The following is a 16,193-nucleotide window of genomic DNA, read 5'->3' as shown; positions in this document are numbered from 1 at the left end:
TCCTGATAATAGAAAACAGGATCAAGGAGTTACCATATGAAACGTTGTGTACCGTTAGAGCCTCAGGCCGAGGCTGTCTGTCAGGCCAGTTCCAAACCACCCCTTATTTTTGAACTGCCCGTGGCCCAGGGGAGGATGGTTCTGGAAGAGGCCCAGGACAGCCCTGTATATAAATATCCGGCCCGGGCAAAAAGGGTGGTGGTCAATACCGGAAGATGGGGTGCGATCCCAGTATATCTGGTGGAGCCGGAAACTGTCTGCACACCCGCCAATGTGATTCTTTACATTCACGGCGCGGGCTGGGTGTTCGGCAGTTATCATACCCATGAAAAGCTGGTAAGGGAGCTGGCTGCCAGAACCGGTTCGCTGCTCATATTCCCGGAGTACAGCCGCTCACCGGAGGTCCGGTATCCAACTGCCATTGAGCAGTGCTACAGTGTGATGTGTATGGTGCCCGAGCTGGTCCGGAACATGGGGTATACTGCAAACCCTGATACATTTACCGTGGCGGGAGACAGCGTGGGCGGCAACATGGCCACCGCCCTGACCCTGATGTCAAAGTTTCGCAGAGGTCCGGCGGTCCAAAAGCAGCTTCTGTATTATCCGGTGACCAATGCCTGCTTTAATACGGGTTCATACTGTGAATTCGCCCAGGGCTACTACCTGTACCGGGCAGGTATGGAGTGGTTCTGGAATCAGTACACCATGTCGCAAAAAGACAGGAATCAGATCACAGCCTCACCTCTGCGGGCAAACCTGGAACAGCTGAGGGGCCTGCCGGATACAATGATCCTTAACGGGGAGGCGGATGTTCTCAGGGATGAAGGGGAGGCATATGCCATAAAGCTGAGGCAAGCGGGAGTGGATGTCACTGCCGTGCGTTTCCAGGCCATTATACACGACTTTGTGATGCTTAATTCCCTGGACCAGACCAAGGCCTGCCGGGCAGCCATGGATGTGTCTACGGAGTGGATCAACAGAAAGAATGTGGAGAAGCAGTGACACAGCCGCAATAAACAGCAGTGATAGGCGGCAGCAGACAGCACAAGGCAGCAGCAGACAGCAGAAGTAACAGCAGCAGAAGACGGTACTCTTTGGAAGGGAACGGCTTCTGCTTTGTTTTTGTAGGGAAATCATACGGGATGGAAACTTCTTGAATTTGCCCGGTTTATACTCTATACTATAAATCAAATCAAACGAGGGGCGGGCAGTTTTATGATTAAGATATTTCTTGTGGAAGATGAAGTTGTAATGCGCAACGGGATTAAGAATAACATACCCTGGGAAAAAGAAGGACTGTTATTTGCTGGGGAAGCCAGCGATGGGGAACTGGCCTATCCGCTGATTAAGAAGGTCCAGCCGGACATACTGATCACAGATATCCGCATGCCTTTCATGGACGGCCTGGAGCTTTCCGAGCTTGTGAAAAAGGAATTTCCCAGGATCAAGATCATCATCCTTAGCGGCTACAATGAGTTTGACTATGCAAAGCAGGCCATACATATCGGAGTCACGGATTATCTCCTAAAGCCCATCACTGCATCCAAGCTTTTGGAGGCAGTGAAAAAGGTTGCAGAGGTGATCGAACGGGAGCGGGAAGAGGAGAATATGCTGGAGCGGTACCGCCTGGAGATGGCGGAGAACACGGTGTTGGACAGGCAGCGCCTGTTTAAGGATCTGGTGACCAGCCGCATCAGCTTTAAGGAGGCCCTGGAGCGGGGGGAGCAGCTGGGAATGGAACTGTCCGCCTCATTTTACCAGCTCATGCTTTTTAAGCTGATCCCCTCAGGCCCTTCCAGCGTCTGGTCGGACCGGGTGCTGTCCTGCCAGGAGGCCATTGAGGAGCGCATGGAGGGGAGGCAGCATATCCTGGTGTTCGACCGGGGGGAGGAGGGCTGGGCCTTTATCCTCACCGGGGAATCGGAACAGGAGGTGGAGCGCAGGACCCGGGACTGCGCCGCCGGTCTGGGGGATCTGGTGCGCACCTATAAGGACATACAGTTTTTTGGAAGCATCGGGGGCTGCGTGAACCGGCTGGGAGATCTGCAGCAGTCATACGGACAGGCGGGCCGTGCCTTTGCCAGCCGCTTTTTTTCGGAAATGAACCAGGTGGTGAGTTACAGCGAGATGGAGCAGGTATATTCAGCGGCAGGGGAAGCCATTGACATTCACTCCGTGGATGGGTCCAAGGTGAACCGGAGGACGCTGGAACATTTCCTGAAGCAGGGAACCGTGGAGGAGGCCGTCAGCTTTGTGGAGGAGTATTTCCAGAACATAGGGGAGAAGAACTACCATTCCTTTATGTTCCGCCAGTATATCATTATGGACTGCTACCTCTGTGCCCGGACCTTCCTGGAGGAACTGGGAATGGATATGAAGAACCTGCCCCGTGAGGTTACGGACATGGAGGGAACCCTGAAGGAGAGCCATTCCATGGAAACCTTAAAGGAACGCCTGGTAAGCCTTTTTAAGGAGACAATGTCACTGAGGGACGGACAGACAGCCAGCAAATACAGTCAGGTCCTGGAGGAGGCCATGGCTTTTATCCGTGAGAATTATGCAAAGGAGGAGATCTCTCTGAACACTGTGGCGTCCAGGGTGAATATCAGCCCCAGTTATTTCAGCTCCATATTCAGCCAGGAGATGGGCGTGACCTTTGTGGAGTATCTCACCAGCGTGCGTATGGAGCGCGCTAAGGAGCTGCTTATGTGCTCAAACATGAAGACATCGGAGATCGGCTATGAGGTGGGGTACAAGGATTCCCATTACTTCGGATATCTGTTTAAAAAGACGGTGGGATGCACGCCCAAGGAGTACAGGGCCGGAAGCAGGGAGCGCTCATGAGGGCGCCAGGATGGCTCCGGGAGAAAGAAAAGCGGTTCTTAGACCGCCTTCCCCTGGAAAAAAGACTGAACACCATGACCTTTATCATCATCATCCCCCTGACGGTCCTGGTCATCTATCTCATGGCCACGGTGGTCAAGTTCTGTAATGCCTATAACCAGAGCATTGTGAATATAACAGATGTGAACAATACCATGGCGTATTTCAGGGAGGACATGGATTATACCATGTACCGGATCGCCATCGGCACCATGACCTATCAGGATATCCATGATATGCCCGAGGAGGACAGGCCGTACGGGTGGGAGCAGATCAAGAATCCCCACGAGATGATCAACTCCACCAGAAAAGTGTACAGGCAGCTGCTAAAGCGCACCTCAGATGACGGGAACCGGCGCAGGATCAGCTGGATCATCCACTGCCTGGACCAGCTGGAGGATCGGGTGGATGAGATAGAGGACAACCTTCCCTATGGGGGCTATGACAAGAATATGCAGCTTCTGGAAATGGGCGTGTACATGCTGACCGAGGACATTGCGGAACAGAGTCAGGAGTTTATATACTATGAGACCCTCCATGTGCAGGAGATCCAGCGCCAGCTGGAAAGCCAGGAGCGCACGGCCATGGTGGTGAGCTTAAGCCTTCTGGGGATCATCCTGATCCTGGGCCTGACCCTCAGCCGCAGGATCACAAAGAGCGTCACCGAACCCATCCAAAAATTGTGCAATGAAACGGAGCGTGTGGCCAGGGGAGACTTTACCTCAGGACCCAAGATCGAGTCAGGGGATGAGCTGGCGATCCTCACCGGCAGTTTTGACCATATGAAGGGGGAAATCGGCCGTTTGATCGAGGATATACGGCAGGAGCAGAACCAGCGCAGGGTGATGGAACTGCAGCTGCTCCAGGAGCAGATCAACCCCCATTTCCTGTATAATACTCTGGACACCATTGTGTGGCTGGCCGAGGGCGGGCAGAACCGGGAGGTGGTGGACATGGTAACCTCCCTGTCCGAGTTTTTTAGGACTACCCTAAGCGGGGGGAGGGATTTTATCACCATAAAGGAGGAGATGGGGCATATAGAGAGCTATCTTCAGATCCAGAAGGTACGTTACCAGGATATCATGGATTATGAAGTCTCCCTGGATGAATCCCTCAACGGGTACAGGATGCTCAAACTCACCCTTCAGCCACTTGTGGAGAACGCCCTCTACCACGGCATCAAGAATAAACGGGGAAGGGGACGGATCTGTGTCCGCGGATATGCCAGGGATGACATGGCGGTTTTTGAGATCCGGGATGACGGGGCAGGGATGTCAAAGGAGGAGATGGAAGCAGTGGAACGCAAGCTCAGGGGTGAGGACAGGTCCCATGCCAAAAGCGGTTCTGCCTCCAAAGGCGGTTTTGGGCTTTTTAATGTGGCGGAACGGCTGAGGCTGAATTATGGCAGCCGGTGTAGCCTGGAGTTTCACAGCGTCCAGGGGGAGGGCACCACGGCAGTGGTCACCATCCCGTTGGATATGGAAAATGAGGCAGTTTGAAAAATTCCACCTTTTTTCGTAAAAAAACACCCGAAAGTGTGAATAAACTGTGAAAATTCAAAAAATCGTGTACAAAACAACGGAGAAATTCCGTTGTTTTTGTTATTCACAGCTGGTATCATATAACCATCATCACGGGGTATCAAAAATCATAAAATACATATTCAAGGAGGTTTACGTATTATGAGAAAGAAAACTTTGAGTGTTATGTTAGGTGCAGCAATGGCAGCGTCCCTGCTTTCAGGGTGCGGAGGTTCCAGCAAACCAGCTGATGTTACCACAGCAGCTCCCGCAGCAACCACGGCAGCCCCTGCAGCCGACACCACGGCAGCTCCTGAAGCTGACACAGAAGCACCTGCAGCTGATGCGGCGTCATCTGATGACCTGATCGTGGTTGGTTACGCACAGGTTGGCGCTGAGTCTGACTGGAGAACTGCCAACACAGAGTCCTTTAAGTCCACATTTACGGAAGAAAACGGATATAAACTGATCTTTGATGATGCACAGCAGAAACAGGAGAATCAGATCAAGGCCATCAGAAGCTTCATTCAGCAGGATGTAGACTATATTGTAGTTGCACCCGTGGTTGAGACCGGATGGGAGGCAGTGCTCCAGGAAGCACAGGAAGCAGGAATCCCGGTTATCCTGTCCGACCGTATGATGGATGTGGATGAGAGCTTATATGAGTGCTGGGTAGGAGGCAACTTCATCAAGGAAGGCGAGGACGCAGGCACATGGCTGGCCAAGTACCTGGAGGATCAGGGCAGAGGTGATGAGGAGATCAACATTGTAACCCTTCAGGGAACCATCGGTGCATCTGCACAGGTTGGCCGTACAGAAGGTTTTGCCAATATCCTTGCCGAGCACAGCAACTGGAAGATGTTAGATAAGCAGACCGGTGAATTTACACAGGCTAAGGGTCAGGAAGTGATGGAGTCCTTCTTAAAGTCCTATGACGATATTGATGTAGTAGTGGCTGAGAACGACAACATGGCATTTGGCGCCATCGATGCGATCAAAGCAGCAGGCAAGACCTGCGGACCTGATGGTGACATCATCATCTTCTCCTTTGACGCAGTTAAGGCAGCATTTGACGCAATGATCGCAGGCGACTTAAACGCAGCATTTGAGTGTAACCCACTTCACGGACCACGTGTGGATGAGATCATCAAGAAGCTGGAAAAAGGCGAGACTGTAGAGAAAATCCAGTATGTAGATGAGGCTTACTTCGATACATCCATGGATCTGGAAGCCATCAAGGCTGAGCGCGCTTATTAATAGTCATCAGAGGAAAGGCGGTGGGGAGAGTCGTTGCACGGCTCTCTCCCTTTTTAAGCCCGGAGTGCGGATGACAGGAAGGGAGCCCTGTAAACCTGGGCAAAAAACGGTAGAAAGGCGGAAATCCCATGGAGCAGAACATTGTTTTGGAAATGCGGGGAATCAATAAGAATTTCCCCGGAGTAAAGGCCCTGGAGAACGTGGACTTTACCTTGAGGAAAGGCGAGATCCACGCCCTTATGGGGGAAAATGGCGCCGGAAAGTCAACGCTTATCAAGGTTCTTACCGGCGTGGAGGAGTTTGAGACCGGCACGATCCAAATGGATGGTTCGTCCGGTATGATCATTAACCGGTCTCCCCAGGAAGCACAGGAAAATGGTATCAGTACGGTTTACCAGGAAGTGAACCTGTGCCCCAACCTGTCAGTTGCAGAAAACCTGTACATTGGGCGTGAACCAAAGGTCGGGCCTCTCATTAACTGGAAGACTATGAGAAAGAATGCCCAGACGCTTTTGGAAAGTCTGGATATCCATATTGATGTGTCGGCAGCAGTGGAAAACTATTCCATTGCCATCCAGCAGATGATAGCCATTGCACGTGCAGTGGATATGTCCGCCAAGGTGCTGATCCTGGATGAGCCCACATCATCCCTGGATGACGGCGAGGTGGAAAAGCTGTTTGTGCTGATGCGACAGCTGCGGGATAAGGGGATCGGTATCATCTTTGTAACCCATTTCCTGGAGCAGGTATATGCGGTATGCAACAGGATTACGGTCCTGAGAAACGGGACCCTGGTGGGGGAATACAAGATTGAGGACCTGCCAAGGGTACAGCTTGTGGCAAAGATGATGGGCAAGGACTTTGACGACCTGGCAGCCATTAAGAAGGAAGGCATTTCCACGGTTAAGGAGGAAGTGGTCATCAGCGCAAAGGGATTGGGCCACAAGGGAACCATCAAGCCCTTTAACCTGGACATCCACAAGGGCGAGGTGATCGGGCTTACAGGACTTCTGGGTTCAGGACGTTCCGAGCTGGTGAGGGCGATTTACGGGGCGGATAAGCCGGACAGCGGTGAGCTCTCGGTCAAGGGACGGAAGTTAAAGGCAGGAACCCCCATTGACGCTATGATGCACGGAATGGCCTATCTTCCGGAAAACCGCAAGGAAGAGGGAATCATAGCGGACCTGTCCGTGCGTGAGAACATCATCATTGCCCTCCAGGCAAAAAAAGGCATGTTTAAGCTGATGTCAAGAAAAGAACAGGAAGAATTCACGGACCAGTATATCGATATCCTCCAGATCAAGACAGCTGACAGGGAAACCCCCATTAAACAGCTGTCAGGAGGCAACCAGCAGAAGGTGATCCTGGGCAGATGGCTTCTCACCCAGCCGGATTTCCTGATCCTGGATGAGCCTACCAGAGGTATTGATATCGGTACAAAGACAGAGATACAAAAGCTGGTGCTGAAGCTGGCTGAGGATGGAATGAGCGTGGTGTTCATCTCATCGGAGATAGAGGAAATGCTGCGCACCTGCAGCCGCATGGCGGTCATGCGGGACGGCGAAAAGGTAGGGGAACTGGCGGAGGGCGAGCTGAGCCAGGATTCCATAATGAAAGCAATTGCAGGAGGAGGGGAAGAATGATGGAGAAAGTGAAGAAGGTAACAGGATACAGGCTTTTTCTTCCCCTGTCCTGTCTGCTGATTGTGCTGCTTATTAATCTTGTAACCACCCCCACATTTTTTAAGATATCCATTACCAACGGAGTCCTTTACGGGTACATCATTGACGTGATCAACCGTGCCAGCGAGCTGGTGGTGCTGGCCGTGGGCATGACTCTGGTGGTGTCTGCCTCGGCGGGAACGGATATTTCCGTGGGCGCTGTCATGGCGGTGGCGGCTTCCGTATGTACCCATGTGCTGGCCGGAGGAGAGGTCTCGGTCAATGAATACGCCAATCCATACATACTGGCCGTGCTGGCCGGTCTGGCCGTGGCTGTCCTGTGCGGCTGCTTTAACGGCTTTCTGGTAGCGAAGCTGAAGATACAGCCCATGGTAGCCACCCTGATCCTGTTCACGGCAGGAAGGGGAATCTCACAGCTGGTCACCAACGGACAGATCACCTATATCCGTGTGGACGGATATAAGCTGCTGGGCTCCAATATCCCGGGAATCCCCATTCCCACCCCCATTTTTGTGGCGGTCCTGGTGGTGGTCCTCACCTATGTACTCCTTAAAAAGACGGCCATGGGAATGTACGTGCAGGCCGTGGGCATTAATGAACGGGCTTCCCGCCTGGTGGGTCTTAAGTCCACAAAGATCATCTGGATGGCTTATGCGTTCTGCGGCCTTTGCGCAGGCATAGCCGGACTGGTGGCATCATCACGTATCTACTCCGCGGATGCCAACAACATCGGACTTAACATGGAGCTGGACGCCATCGCCGCCGTGGCCTTGGGAGGAAACTCCCTGGGAGGCGGAAAATTCTCATTGCTGGGCTCTGTTATCGGCGCCTACACCATCCAGGCCCTGACCACCACCCTCTATGCCATGAGCGTGCCTTCGGACCAGATTCCGGTGTACAAGGCGATCGTGGTCATCATCATTGTGGCAGTGCAGTCCGAGGAGCTTAAGAAGTTTAAGAAGCGTTTGACGGCAAAGCATGCGTCTAAGACAGTGGAAGGAGGAGCGGCATAATGAAGAACGGCAACACAAAGAAAAAACTGGACGGCAACTCCTTTTTGCTGGTAGTGACCATTGTATTGTTTTTTGTCATGTATATTGTGGGTATCCTCATGTTTGGCGGCCGCGGGTTTGCCAAGGTGCAGAATTTCCTGAACCTGTTTATCTCCAATGCAGGATTGATCGTGGTGGCAACGGGCATGACCATTGTCATGATCACGGGCGGCATTGACATTTCCGTTGGCTCTGTTGTGGCCATGGTGTGTATGATGCTGGCGTGGATGATGGAAAAGGGGGGGATCGGCGCTGTCCCCGCCATCATCATTGTCCTGCTCACCGGCTGCGTCTTTGGCCTGGTGCAGGGCTTCCTGGTGGCGTATCTGAAGATACAGCCCTTTATCGTCACACTGGCAGGCATGTTCTTTGCAAGGGGCATGACCTCCATCATCAGCCAGGAAATGATCAGCATTAATAATGAGACCTTTAAGTCCATGGCAACCTTTAAGATGTATCTTCCCTTTGGCGGTTATTTGAACAAGAAGGGGATCATGATCTATCCCTATATCTACCCAAGTGTGATCATTGCCCTGGTGATGCTGGTGCTTATCTTTATCCTTTTAAAGTATACCAAATTCGGACGTTCCATCTACGCCATCGGCGGAAATGAGCAGTCTGCCCTGCTTTTAGGTTTGAATGTAAGGAAGATAAAACTCCAGGCCTATGTGCTGGATGGTTTTTTGGCAGGACTTGGAGGACTTCTGTTCTGTATGAATACCTGTTCCGGCTTTGTGGAGCAGGCCAAGGGCTTTGAGATGGACGCCATTGCCTCATCCGTCATCGGCGGCACCCTGCTCACCGGCGGTGTGGGAAATGTGATCGGCAGCCTGTTCGGCGTGCTGATCAAAGGAACCATTGAATCATTTATCACCTTCCAGGGAACCTTGTCCTCCTGGTGGACCAGGATCACCATTGCGGCGCTGCTTTGTTTCTTTATTGTACTGCAGAGCCTGATCGCGGCATTTAAGAGAAAGAATAAGTAGAATTACGCGGCAGCGGATCATGTACAGAGAGTTATGGACACAAGCAAGAATCCCGGTACTGCATCGAAAGGGATGTGATGCAGTACCGGGATTTTGAATACGGAAATAAAGACTGGAATTTACAGGCGGAGAACTCCGATCCCCACAAGCCCGGGGCCGGTATGTACGGCCAGGGATGCGGTGATGGCCTTTTCCATGATCAGTGTCCCATTGGGGATGCCGGTGGTCAGTCTGGGGCGGAGCGCATCAGCGGCGTCCTGTCCCTGGCCGTTAAGCAGAGCGGTGAGACATGGGCCGTTGCCCGCGAATTTCCCTGCTTCTTCCAGAAGCCTGGTAAGGCCCTGCTTTGCGCCCCGTATCTTGGCTGCTGTGTAGTAGACGCCGTCACCGTTGCAGGAGATAATGGGTTTAATGTTCAGCATGCTGCCCACCACGGAGGTGACCAGGCCGATGCGGCCGCCCTTGCGCAGGTAGGTCAGGGTGTCCATGTAATAGAAGACCTTGGAATCCTTTACCTTTCCGGGAAGGATCTCTTTCAGTTCATCAAAGGTCCTTCCCTCCTCCAGCTGCATGGCGGCCCACACAGCCAGTATGCCGGCTCCAAAGGAGATGCTTCTGGTGTCCAGCACAAAAGAGGTCAGGTCCGTGTCCTCCTCCAGGGCACATCCCACCGTATTAAAGGTGCCGCTTAAACCGCTGGAAATGCAGAAGGCCAGCACATGGGTGTAACCTTCTGATTTGATCTCGTCCAGCATCTCCCTCACATCCTGGGGACTGGGGGTGGAGGTGATGGGGATCTCCCTGGGGAAACGCTGGTAAACGGTCTCAGCTGTTATGTCCGTTCCGTCAATATAATCTTTTTCAGGATAAATGATATGAAGGCGCATTACCTTCATGTGATATGTTCGGGCCAGTTCATCGGATACATCGCAGCCTGAGTCAATTAAAATAGCAGTCTTCATCTCATACCTCCATATGTAGTAATCAAAACTATATATTAAAGTATCTCATAATATAACATCTGTGTCAATATAAAATCAAAAAAGGTTTGAGAAATGATTTCAAAGCCATATCTGTCTCTGTTTATCTCCGCACTAAAGTTGTACGTACATATTTTTAGAATTCAAAAAAGTTATCAATACTTGTTGACATCTATATCGGAAAAATGTATAGTAGGAATAAAGAGGATTGATTGGTTAAATAAACGAAAAATCCAGGGATATGGGCAGATATTATGATCAAAACCGCAGATGGATGCATGCGTTTTGCGAAAAAGACCTGTGATAGGCTGCCCCGTGCACCGAAACTTGGCTGCATGATTACCGGGTAAGTTGTACGTACATAAAAATGAGGAACAGGGGCTGCTTATGGGATTACAGGAACCAAAATATCGGGTGGTCTATAACTGGATTGTGGACAGTATGAGCAATGGGAGTCTGAAGCTGGGGGCCAGGCTTCCCTCGGAGAATGAACTCAGCCAGCGGTTTCAGCTGAGCCGCCAGACGATCCGCCATGCCATCGACCTGCTGGAACAGCAGAAACTGGTGACCAGGGTCAGGGGAAGCGGGACCTATGTGGGCGGAGAGGGCAGGCTGGGGCGCCAGGAGCGGTATATGAACATTGCCGTGATCAGCACCTATGTGGACAGCTATGTATTTCCCACCGTACTCAGGGAGATAGAAAGCGTGCTGTCACAGAAGGGATATACGACCCAGATCGCCTTTACAGGCAACCGGACCGGCAGGGAGCAGGAGATACTGAGCAACCTGATCGACAAGGATATGATAGACGGCCTGATCGTGGAGCCGGCCAAAAGCGCTCTGCCTAATCCCAACCTGCGCTGCTACAGGGAACTGATGAATAGGCATATACCGGTTTTGTTCTTTAACTGCACGTATCCGGAGCTGGGCCTGCCCTTTGTGGCAATGGATGATGTGAGTGTGGGCAGAAAGGCTGTGGAGTACCTGGTAAAGGCCGGACATAGGAAGATCGGCGGTATCTTTAAATGCGATGACGGACAGGGGCCTCTGCGCTACAAGGGGTTTATGCAGGGAATGGAGGAGGCTGGTTTAAGGGCCAAGGACAGGAATGTGGTGTGGATCGATTCCGAGGATATGGTGGAGATGGAGTATTGGTCAGACTATCTCTTCCGCCGCATCGGGGACTGTACGGCTGTTGTGTGTTATAATGATGAGGTGGCCTATATTCTGTCCGGCATCTGTGAAAAACGGGGAATCTCCATTCCGGACCAGCTTTCCCTGGTGGGTATTGACAATTCGGAGCTTTCCACCCTGGCGGAGGTGCCAATCACATCCCTGCCCTATCCCATGGAGGAGCTGGGGCGGAAAGCGGCTGAGAATATTGTGAAGATGATCGAGAATCCATGTTTTGACGGGAACTATCGCTTTGACCCGGATGTGATTGGGCGGGATTCCGTAAAGCTTATAAAAGATGATGATGCAAAGCAGTAAAAAAATATTATAATATCCAGGAGGACGATAAAAATGACAGGAGTTAAAAATTATAAGTTTTGGTTCTGCACCGGTTCACAGGATCTGTATGGGGAGGAGTGCCTGGCACATGTGGCGGAGCACTCCAGGATCATTGTGGAAAGCCTGAACCGGTCAGGGATCCTTCCATACGAAGTGGTATGGAAACCAACCCTGATCACCAATGAACTGATCCGCAGGACGTTTAACGAGGCAAATGCTGATGAGGAGTGCGCAGGCGTCATCACATGGATGCACACATTTTCACCGGCCAAGTCCTGGATTCTGGGACTCCAGGAGTTTAGAAAGCCTCTGATGCATTTCCATACCCAGTTTAACCGGGAGATCCCTTATGACACCATTGACATGGATTTTATGAATGAGAACCAGTCCGCACACGGCGACAGGGAATACGGCCATATGGTCACACGCATGGGCATTGAGCGGAAGGTGATCGTGGGACACTGGAGCGATGAGAAGGTGGTCGGCCGAATTGCGGGCTGGATGCGCACTGCGGTGGGGATCATGGAAAGCAGCCATGTGAGGGTGGTGAGATTTGCCGACAACATGAGAAACGTGGCTGTCACAGAGGGAGATAAGGTAGAGGCCCAGGTGAAATTCGGCTGGGAGGTGGATGCCTACCCGGTAAATGAACTGTGCCAGTATGTGAAGGCGGTTCCCAAAGGGGATATCACAGCCCTGGTTGACGAGTATTACAGCAAATATACCATCCTGCTGGAGGGAAGGGATCCTGAGGAATTTAAACGCCATGTGGCGGTGCAGGCGCAGATCGAGGCAGGACTTGAGAGATTCCTTGTTGAAAAGGATTATCATGCCATTGTGACCCATTTCGGCGATCTGGGCGAGCTGCAGCAGCTTCCGGGCCTGGCGATCCAGAGGCTGATGGAAAAGGGCTATGGATTTGGCGGCGAGGGAGACTGGAAGACAGCCGCCATGGTAAGGCTCATGAAGATCATGGCCCAGGGCGTTAAGAACGCAAAGGGCACATCCTTTATGGAGGACTATACATACAATCTGGTGCCGGGCAAGGAGGGGATCCTGGAGGCCCATATGCTGGAGGTCTGCCCGTCCATCGCCGATGGGGAGATCAGCATCAAGGTAAATCCGCTGTCCATGGGCGACAGGGAGGACCCTGCAAGGCTTGTGTTCACGTCCAAGACAGGACATGGCATTGCAACCTCACTTGTGGACCTGGGAACCAGGTTCCGCCTGATCATCAATGATGTGGAATGCAGGAAGACGGAGAAGGCAATGCCTAAGCTTCCCGTGGCAACCGCGTTCTGGACCCCTGAGCCCAGCCTGGCAACAGGTGCGGAGGCATGGATCCTGGCCGGTGGCGCCCATCATACCGCATTCTCCTATGACCTGACGGCAGAGCAGATGGGAGACTGGGCAGAGTCCATGGGCATTGAAGTGGTTTATATTGACAAGGATACCACCATCAGAGGACTGAAGAACGAGATGCGCTGGAATGGGGCGGTCTACAGATAAGGGAGGGGGATTTTATGAGTTTAGATCATAATACAGTCAGGGAATGGATTGAAAAAGGAAACACATCGCTGGGAATCGAACTGGGCTCCACCAGAATCAAGGCAGTGCTCATCGGGGAGGACCACACTCCGATTGCTTCCGGAAGCCATGACTGGGAGAACCGGTATGTGGATCATATCTGGACCTATACCCTGGAGGATATCTGGACCGGCATACAGGACTGCTACGCAGCCATGGCGGCGGATGTGAAGGATAAGTACGGCGTCACTCTTACCACGGTTGGCTCCATTGGATTTTCAGCCATGATGCACGGCTACATGGCATTTAATAAGGAGGGCGATCTGCTGGTTCCCTTCCGTACCTGGAGGAACACCATCACAGGTCCGGCCTCTGAGAAGCTGACCCAGGTCTTCCGTTACAACGTGCCTCAGAGATGGAGCATTGCCCATCTGTACCAGGCCATCCTTAACAAGGAGGAGCATGTAAAGGAGATCGACTACCTCATTACCCTGGAGGGATATGTGCACTGGAAGCTGACAGGGAGGAAGGTCCTGGGAATCGGTGATGTGGCTGGTATGTTCCCGGTGGATATCCATACAAAGGATTTTGACCAGAAGAGGATCGACCAGTTTGACGAACTGGTGGCCGGGGAGCATTTCCCATGGAAATTGCGGGATATACTTCCCAAAGCCCTGGTGGCTGGAGAGGATGCGGGCACACTTACAGAGGAAGGCGCAAAGCTTTTGGATACATCCGGTAGCCTGAAGGCAGGGATTCCCATGTGTCCACCGGAAGGGGATGCGGGAACCGGCATGGCGGCCACCAACAGTGTTGCGGTACGCACCGGCAATGTGTCTGCTGGTACAAGTGTGTTTGCCATGGTGGTTCTGGAAAAAGAATTGGAGCATGTGTACCCGGAGATCGATCTGGTAACCACGCCGGCCGGTGACATGGTGGCAATGGTGCACTGTAATAACTGCACCTCCGACCTCAATGCATGGGTGAACCTGTTTAAGGAATTTTTAGAGACAATGGGCATGAAGGCGGATATGAACGACCTGTTTGGAACGCTTTATAATAAGGCGCTGGAGGGAGATCCGGACTGCGGCGGCCTGTTGGCCTATAACTATTTCTCCGGAGAGCACATCACCCACTTTGAGGAGGGACGCCCCCTGTTTGTGCGCATGCCGGACAGCAAGTTCAGCCTTGCCAACTTTATGAGGGTACACCTTTATACTTCTCTGGGAGCGCTTAAGACAGGTATGGATATCCTGTTAAAGGAGGAACATGTGAAGGTGGATACCCTGCTGGGCCATGGAGGCCTGTTTAAGACAAAGGGTGTGGGTCAGAGGATCCTGGCAGGGGCCATGAACGCGCCTGTATCCGTGATGGAAACGGCCGGTGAAGGCGGAGCATGGGGAATTGCCCTGCTGGCAGCCTTTATGAGGAACAAGAAAGAGGGCCAGAGCCTGGACCGGTATCTGGCGGATCAGGTATTCGGAGGAGATCAGGGCATTTGTGTGGAGCCGGTGAAGGAAGACGTGGAAGGCTTTGAGGCATTTATGGAGCGGTACGCACAGGGGCTTGCCATTGAACGGGCGGCTGTGGATCATATGAGATAGACGGAATAACAGGCAAAAGGCCGATGGAGGAACAGAGATGTTAGAGGAACTGAAACAGATCGTATATGAAGCAAACATGGAACTGCCCAGAAGAGGGCTGATCACTTATACTTGGGGAAATGTCAGCGGCATTGACAGGGAAAAGGGACTTTTTGTGATCAAGCCCAGCGGCGTGGACTATGACAAGCTGAAACCATCCCAGATGGTAGTGGTAGATCTGGAGGGCAACAAGGTGGAGGGCGATATGAACCCATCCTCAGATACTGCAACCCATGTGGAATTGTACAAGGCATTTAAGGACATTGGCGGCATTGTGCACACCCACTCTCCCCACGCCGCGGCCTGGGCCCAGGCCGGAAGGGCGCTTCCATGCTATGGGACCACCCATGCGGATTATTTTTACGGAGAGATCCCATGCGCAAGGAACCTGACCGAGGAGGAGATCGAGGAAGGGTATGAGATGAACACTGGCAAGGTGATCGTGGAGACCTTTGCAGGCAAGAACCCTGTCTATGTCCCGGCAGTGCTGTGCAAGAACCACGGGCCCTTTACCTGGGGAAAGGACGCGGCTGAGGCAGTGCACAATGCCGTGGTGCTGGAGGAAGTGGCCAAGATGAATTACATGACCGAGATGCTTAACCCACAGGTGGAGCCCGCCCCACAGTGTATGCTGGATAAGCATTTCATGCGCAAGCATGGTCCAAACGCATATTATGGACAGAGGAACCGGTAAGGCGGATCCTAAGCAGAAGACAGGGTCCGGGGCGGCCGTGGATTTTTACCGCCGCGTAGGAGTGGTTCTGAGGGCTGTGCCGGAAGGGCGTGTGGTGACCTATGGACAGATCGCCCTGCTCTGCGGCCGCCCAAAGAACGCCAGGCAGGTGGGCTACGCCCTTAGGAATGATCTGTCCGGCCAGGTCCCGGCCCACCGCGTGGTCAATGGCCAGGGATTCCTAAGCGGGGCGGCCAGCTTTGATTATCCGGGATTGCAAAAGCAGCTCCTGATGGATGAGGGAGTGGCCGTATCTCCGGATAACCGGGTGGATCTGAAGAAATTTGGCTGGAGGAATACCCTGAAGGATGCCATGGGATTTCTGGATGAGTTTGAAAGGGAGAAGATCTGAGATACAGGTCTTCTCCTTTTTGTTTACACCCGTGGCGCGCTTTAACGGGCTGCTCAAGCGGGCGCT

General features: G+C 52.5%; 13 protein-coding genes. 12 read left to right on the top strand and 1 reads right to left on the bottom strand.

Annotation, left to right across the window (positions count from 1 at the left end; genetic code table 11):
* Positions 1–36: 36 nt before the first annotated feature.
* The 7 genes from HMPREF9469_RS23615 to HMPREF9469_RS23585 all read left to right on the top strand — a co-directional run bounded on the left by HMPREF9469_RS23615 (position 37) and on the right by HMPREF9469_RS23585 (position 9,380).
* On the top strand, positions 37–1,002 hold the full coding sequence (locus HMPREF9469_RS23615; protein ID WP_007867930.1) for an alpha/beta hydrolase: 966 nt from the start codon (positions 37–39) through the stop codon (positions 1,000–1,002).
* Positions 1,003–1,215: 213 nt separating this feature from the next.
* Complete coding sequence (locus HMPREF9469_RS23610) at positions 1,216–2,844, top strand: response regulator (protein WP_007867928.1); 1,629 nt, start codon at positions 1,216–1,218, stop codon at positions 2,842–2,844.
* Positions 2,841–4,382 (top strand): sensor histidine kinase, encoded by a 1,542-nt coding sequence (locus HMPREF9469_RS23605; protein ID WP_007867924.1) that lies wholly within the window; start codon positions 2,841–2,843, stop codon positions 4,380–4,382. Before HMPREF9469_RS23610 ends, HMPREF9469_RS23605 begins: the two co-directional genes overlap by 4 nt.
* A gap of 183 nt (positions 4,383–4,565) precedes the next feature.
* The gene (locus HMPREF9469_RS23600; RefSeq protein ID WP_007867919.1) at positions 4,566–5,660 is read left to right on the top strand and encodes an ABC transporter substrate-binding protein; all 1,095 of its coding nucleotides are present in this window, start codon (positions 4,566–4,568) and stop codon (positions 5,658–5,660) included.
* 128 nt (positions 5,661–5,788) lie between these two features.
* Complete coding sequence (locus tag HMPREF9469_RS23595; RefSeq protein ID WP_007867916.1) at positions 5,789–7,303, top strand: sugar ABC transporter ATP-binding protein; 1,515 nt, start codon at positions 5,789–5,791, stop codon at positions 7,301–7,303.
* Positions 7,300–8,355: an ABC transporter permease gene (locus HMPREF9469_RS23590; protein WP_195415716.1), complete on the top strand. Its 1,056-nt coding sequence runs from the start codon at positions 7,300–7,302 to the stop codon at positions 8,353–8,355. The genes HMPREF9469_RS23595 and HMPREF9469_RS23590 overlap by 4 nt, the downstream gene beginning before the upstream one ends.
* Positions 8,355–9,380, top strand: a complete 1,026-nt coding sequence (locus HMPREF9469_RS23585) for an ABC transporter permease subunit (RefSeq protein ID WP_007867900.1) — start codon at positions 8,355–8,357, stop codon at positions 9,378–9,380. The genes HMPREF9469_RS23590 and HMPREF9469_RS23585 overlap by 1 nt, the downstream gene beginning before the upstream one ends.
* A gap of 119 nt (positions 9,381–9,499) precedes the next feature.
* On the opposite strand, the gene HMPREF9469_RS23580 is transcribed toward HMPREF9469_RS23585, so the two are convergent.
* Entirely contained in the window at positions 9,500–10,342 is an 843-nt protein-coding gene (locus HMPREF9469_RS23580; RefSeq protein WP_007867898.1) for a DegV family protein, read from the bottom strand.
* 405 nt (positions 10,343–10,747) lie between these two features.
* On the opposite strand from HMPREF9469_RS23580, the gene HMPREF9469_RS23575 reads away from it, so the two are divergent.
* The 5 genes from HMPREF9469_RS23575 to HMPREF9469_RS23555 are packed head-to-tail and all read left to right on the top strand — an operon-like array spanning position 10,748 to position 16,127.
* The gene (locus tag HMPREF9469_RS23575; protein WP_007867895.1) at positions 10,748–11,851 is read left to right on the top strand and encodes a GntR family transcriptional regulator; all 1,104 of its coding nucleotides are present in this window, start codon (positions 10,748–10,750) and stop codon (positions 11,849–11,851) included.
* Between the two features lie 33 nt (positions 11,852–11,884).
* A complete protein-coding gene (araA, locus tag HMPREF9469_RS23570; RefSeq protein WP_007867893.1) occupies positions 11,885–13,381 on the top strand; it encodes an L-arabinose isomerase in 1,497 nt (498 codons plus the stop codon).
* A gap of 14 nt (positions 13,382–13,395) precedes the next feature.
* Positions 13,396–15,003, top strand: a complete 1,608-nt coding sequence (locus tag HMPREF9469_RS23565; RefSeq protein WP_007867891.1) for a xylulokinase — start codon at positions 13,396–13,398, stop codon at positions 15,001–15,003.
* 37 nt (positions 15,004–15,040) lie between these two features.
* Positions 15,041–15,736, top strand: coding sequence for an L-ribulose-5-phosphate 4-epimerase (locus HMPREF9469_RS23560; protein WP_007867889.1), 696 nt, complete (start codon positions 15,041–15,043; stop codon positions 15,734–15,736).
* A gap of 37 nt (positions 15,737–15,773) precedes the next feature.
* Entirely contained in the window at positions 15,774–16,127 is a 354-nt protein-coding gene (locus HMPREF9469_RS23555) for an MGMT family protein (RefSeq protein ID WP_040417236.1), read from the top strand.
* Positions 16,128–16,193 lie beyond the last annotated feature (66 nt).

The sequence above is a fragment of the [Clostridium] citroniae WAL-17108 genome, from assembly GCF_000233455.1.
Taxonomy (GTDB): domain Bacteria; phylum Bacillota; class Clostridia; order Lachnospirales; family Lachnospiraceae; genus Enterocloster; species Enterocloster citroniae.
Note: the sequence above shows the minus strand (reverse complement) of the source record. Positions and strands in the feature narration are given on the sequence as shown.

Coding starts and splice junctions, on each gene's coding strand:
- HMPREF9469_RS23590 (WP_195415716.1), top strand. CDS start 7,300: ATGATGGAGAAAGTGAAGAAGGTAACAGGATACAGGCTTTTTCTTCCC.
- HMPREF9469_RS23585 (WP_007867900.1), top strand. CDS start 8,355: ATGAAGAACGGCAACACAAAGAAAAAACTGGACGGCAACTCCTTTTTG.
- HMPREF9469_RS23615 (WP_007867930.1), top strand. CDS start 37: ATGAAACGTTGTGTACCGTTAGAGCCTCAGGCCGAGGCTGTCTGTCAG.
- HMPREF9469_RS23565 (WP_007867891.1), top strand. CDS start 13,396: ATGAGTTTAGATCATAATACAGTCAGGGAATGGATTGAAAAAGGAAAC.
- HMPREF9469_RS23605 (WP_007867924.1), top strand. CDS start 2,841: ATGAGGGCGCCAGGATGGCTCCGGGAGAAAGAAAAGCGGTTCTTAGAC.
- HMPREF9469_RS23595 (WP_007867916.1), top strand. CDS start 5,789: ATGGAGCAGAACATTGTTTTGGAAATGCGGGGAATCAATAAGAATTTC.
- HMPREF9469_RS23560 (WP_007867889.1), top strand. CDS start 15,041: ATGTTAGAGGAACTGAAACAGATCGTATATGAAGCAAACATGGAACTG.
- HMPREF9469_RS23610 (WP_007867928.1), top strand. CDS start 1,216: ATGATTAAGATATTTCTTGTGGAAGATGAAGTTGTAATGCGCAACGGG.
- HMPREF9469_RS23580 (WP_007867898.1), bottom strand. CDS start 10,342: ATGAAGACTGCTATTTTAATTGACTCAGGCTGCGATGTATCCGATGAA.
- HMPREF9469_RS23600 (WP_007867919.1), top strand. CDS start 4,566: ATGAGAAAGAAAACTTTGAGTGTTATGTTAGGTGCAGCAATGGCAGCG.
- araA (WP_007867893.1), top strand. CDS start 11,885: ATGACAGGAGTTAAAAATTATAAGTTTTGGTTCTGCACCGGTTCACAG.
- HMPREF9469_RS23575 (WP_007867895.1), top strand. CDS start 10,748: ATGGGATTACAGGAACCAAAATATCGGGTGGTCTATAACTGGATTGTG.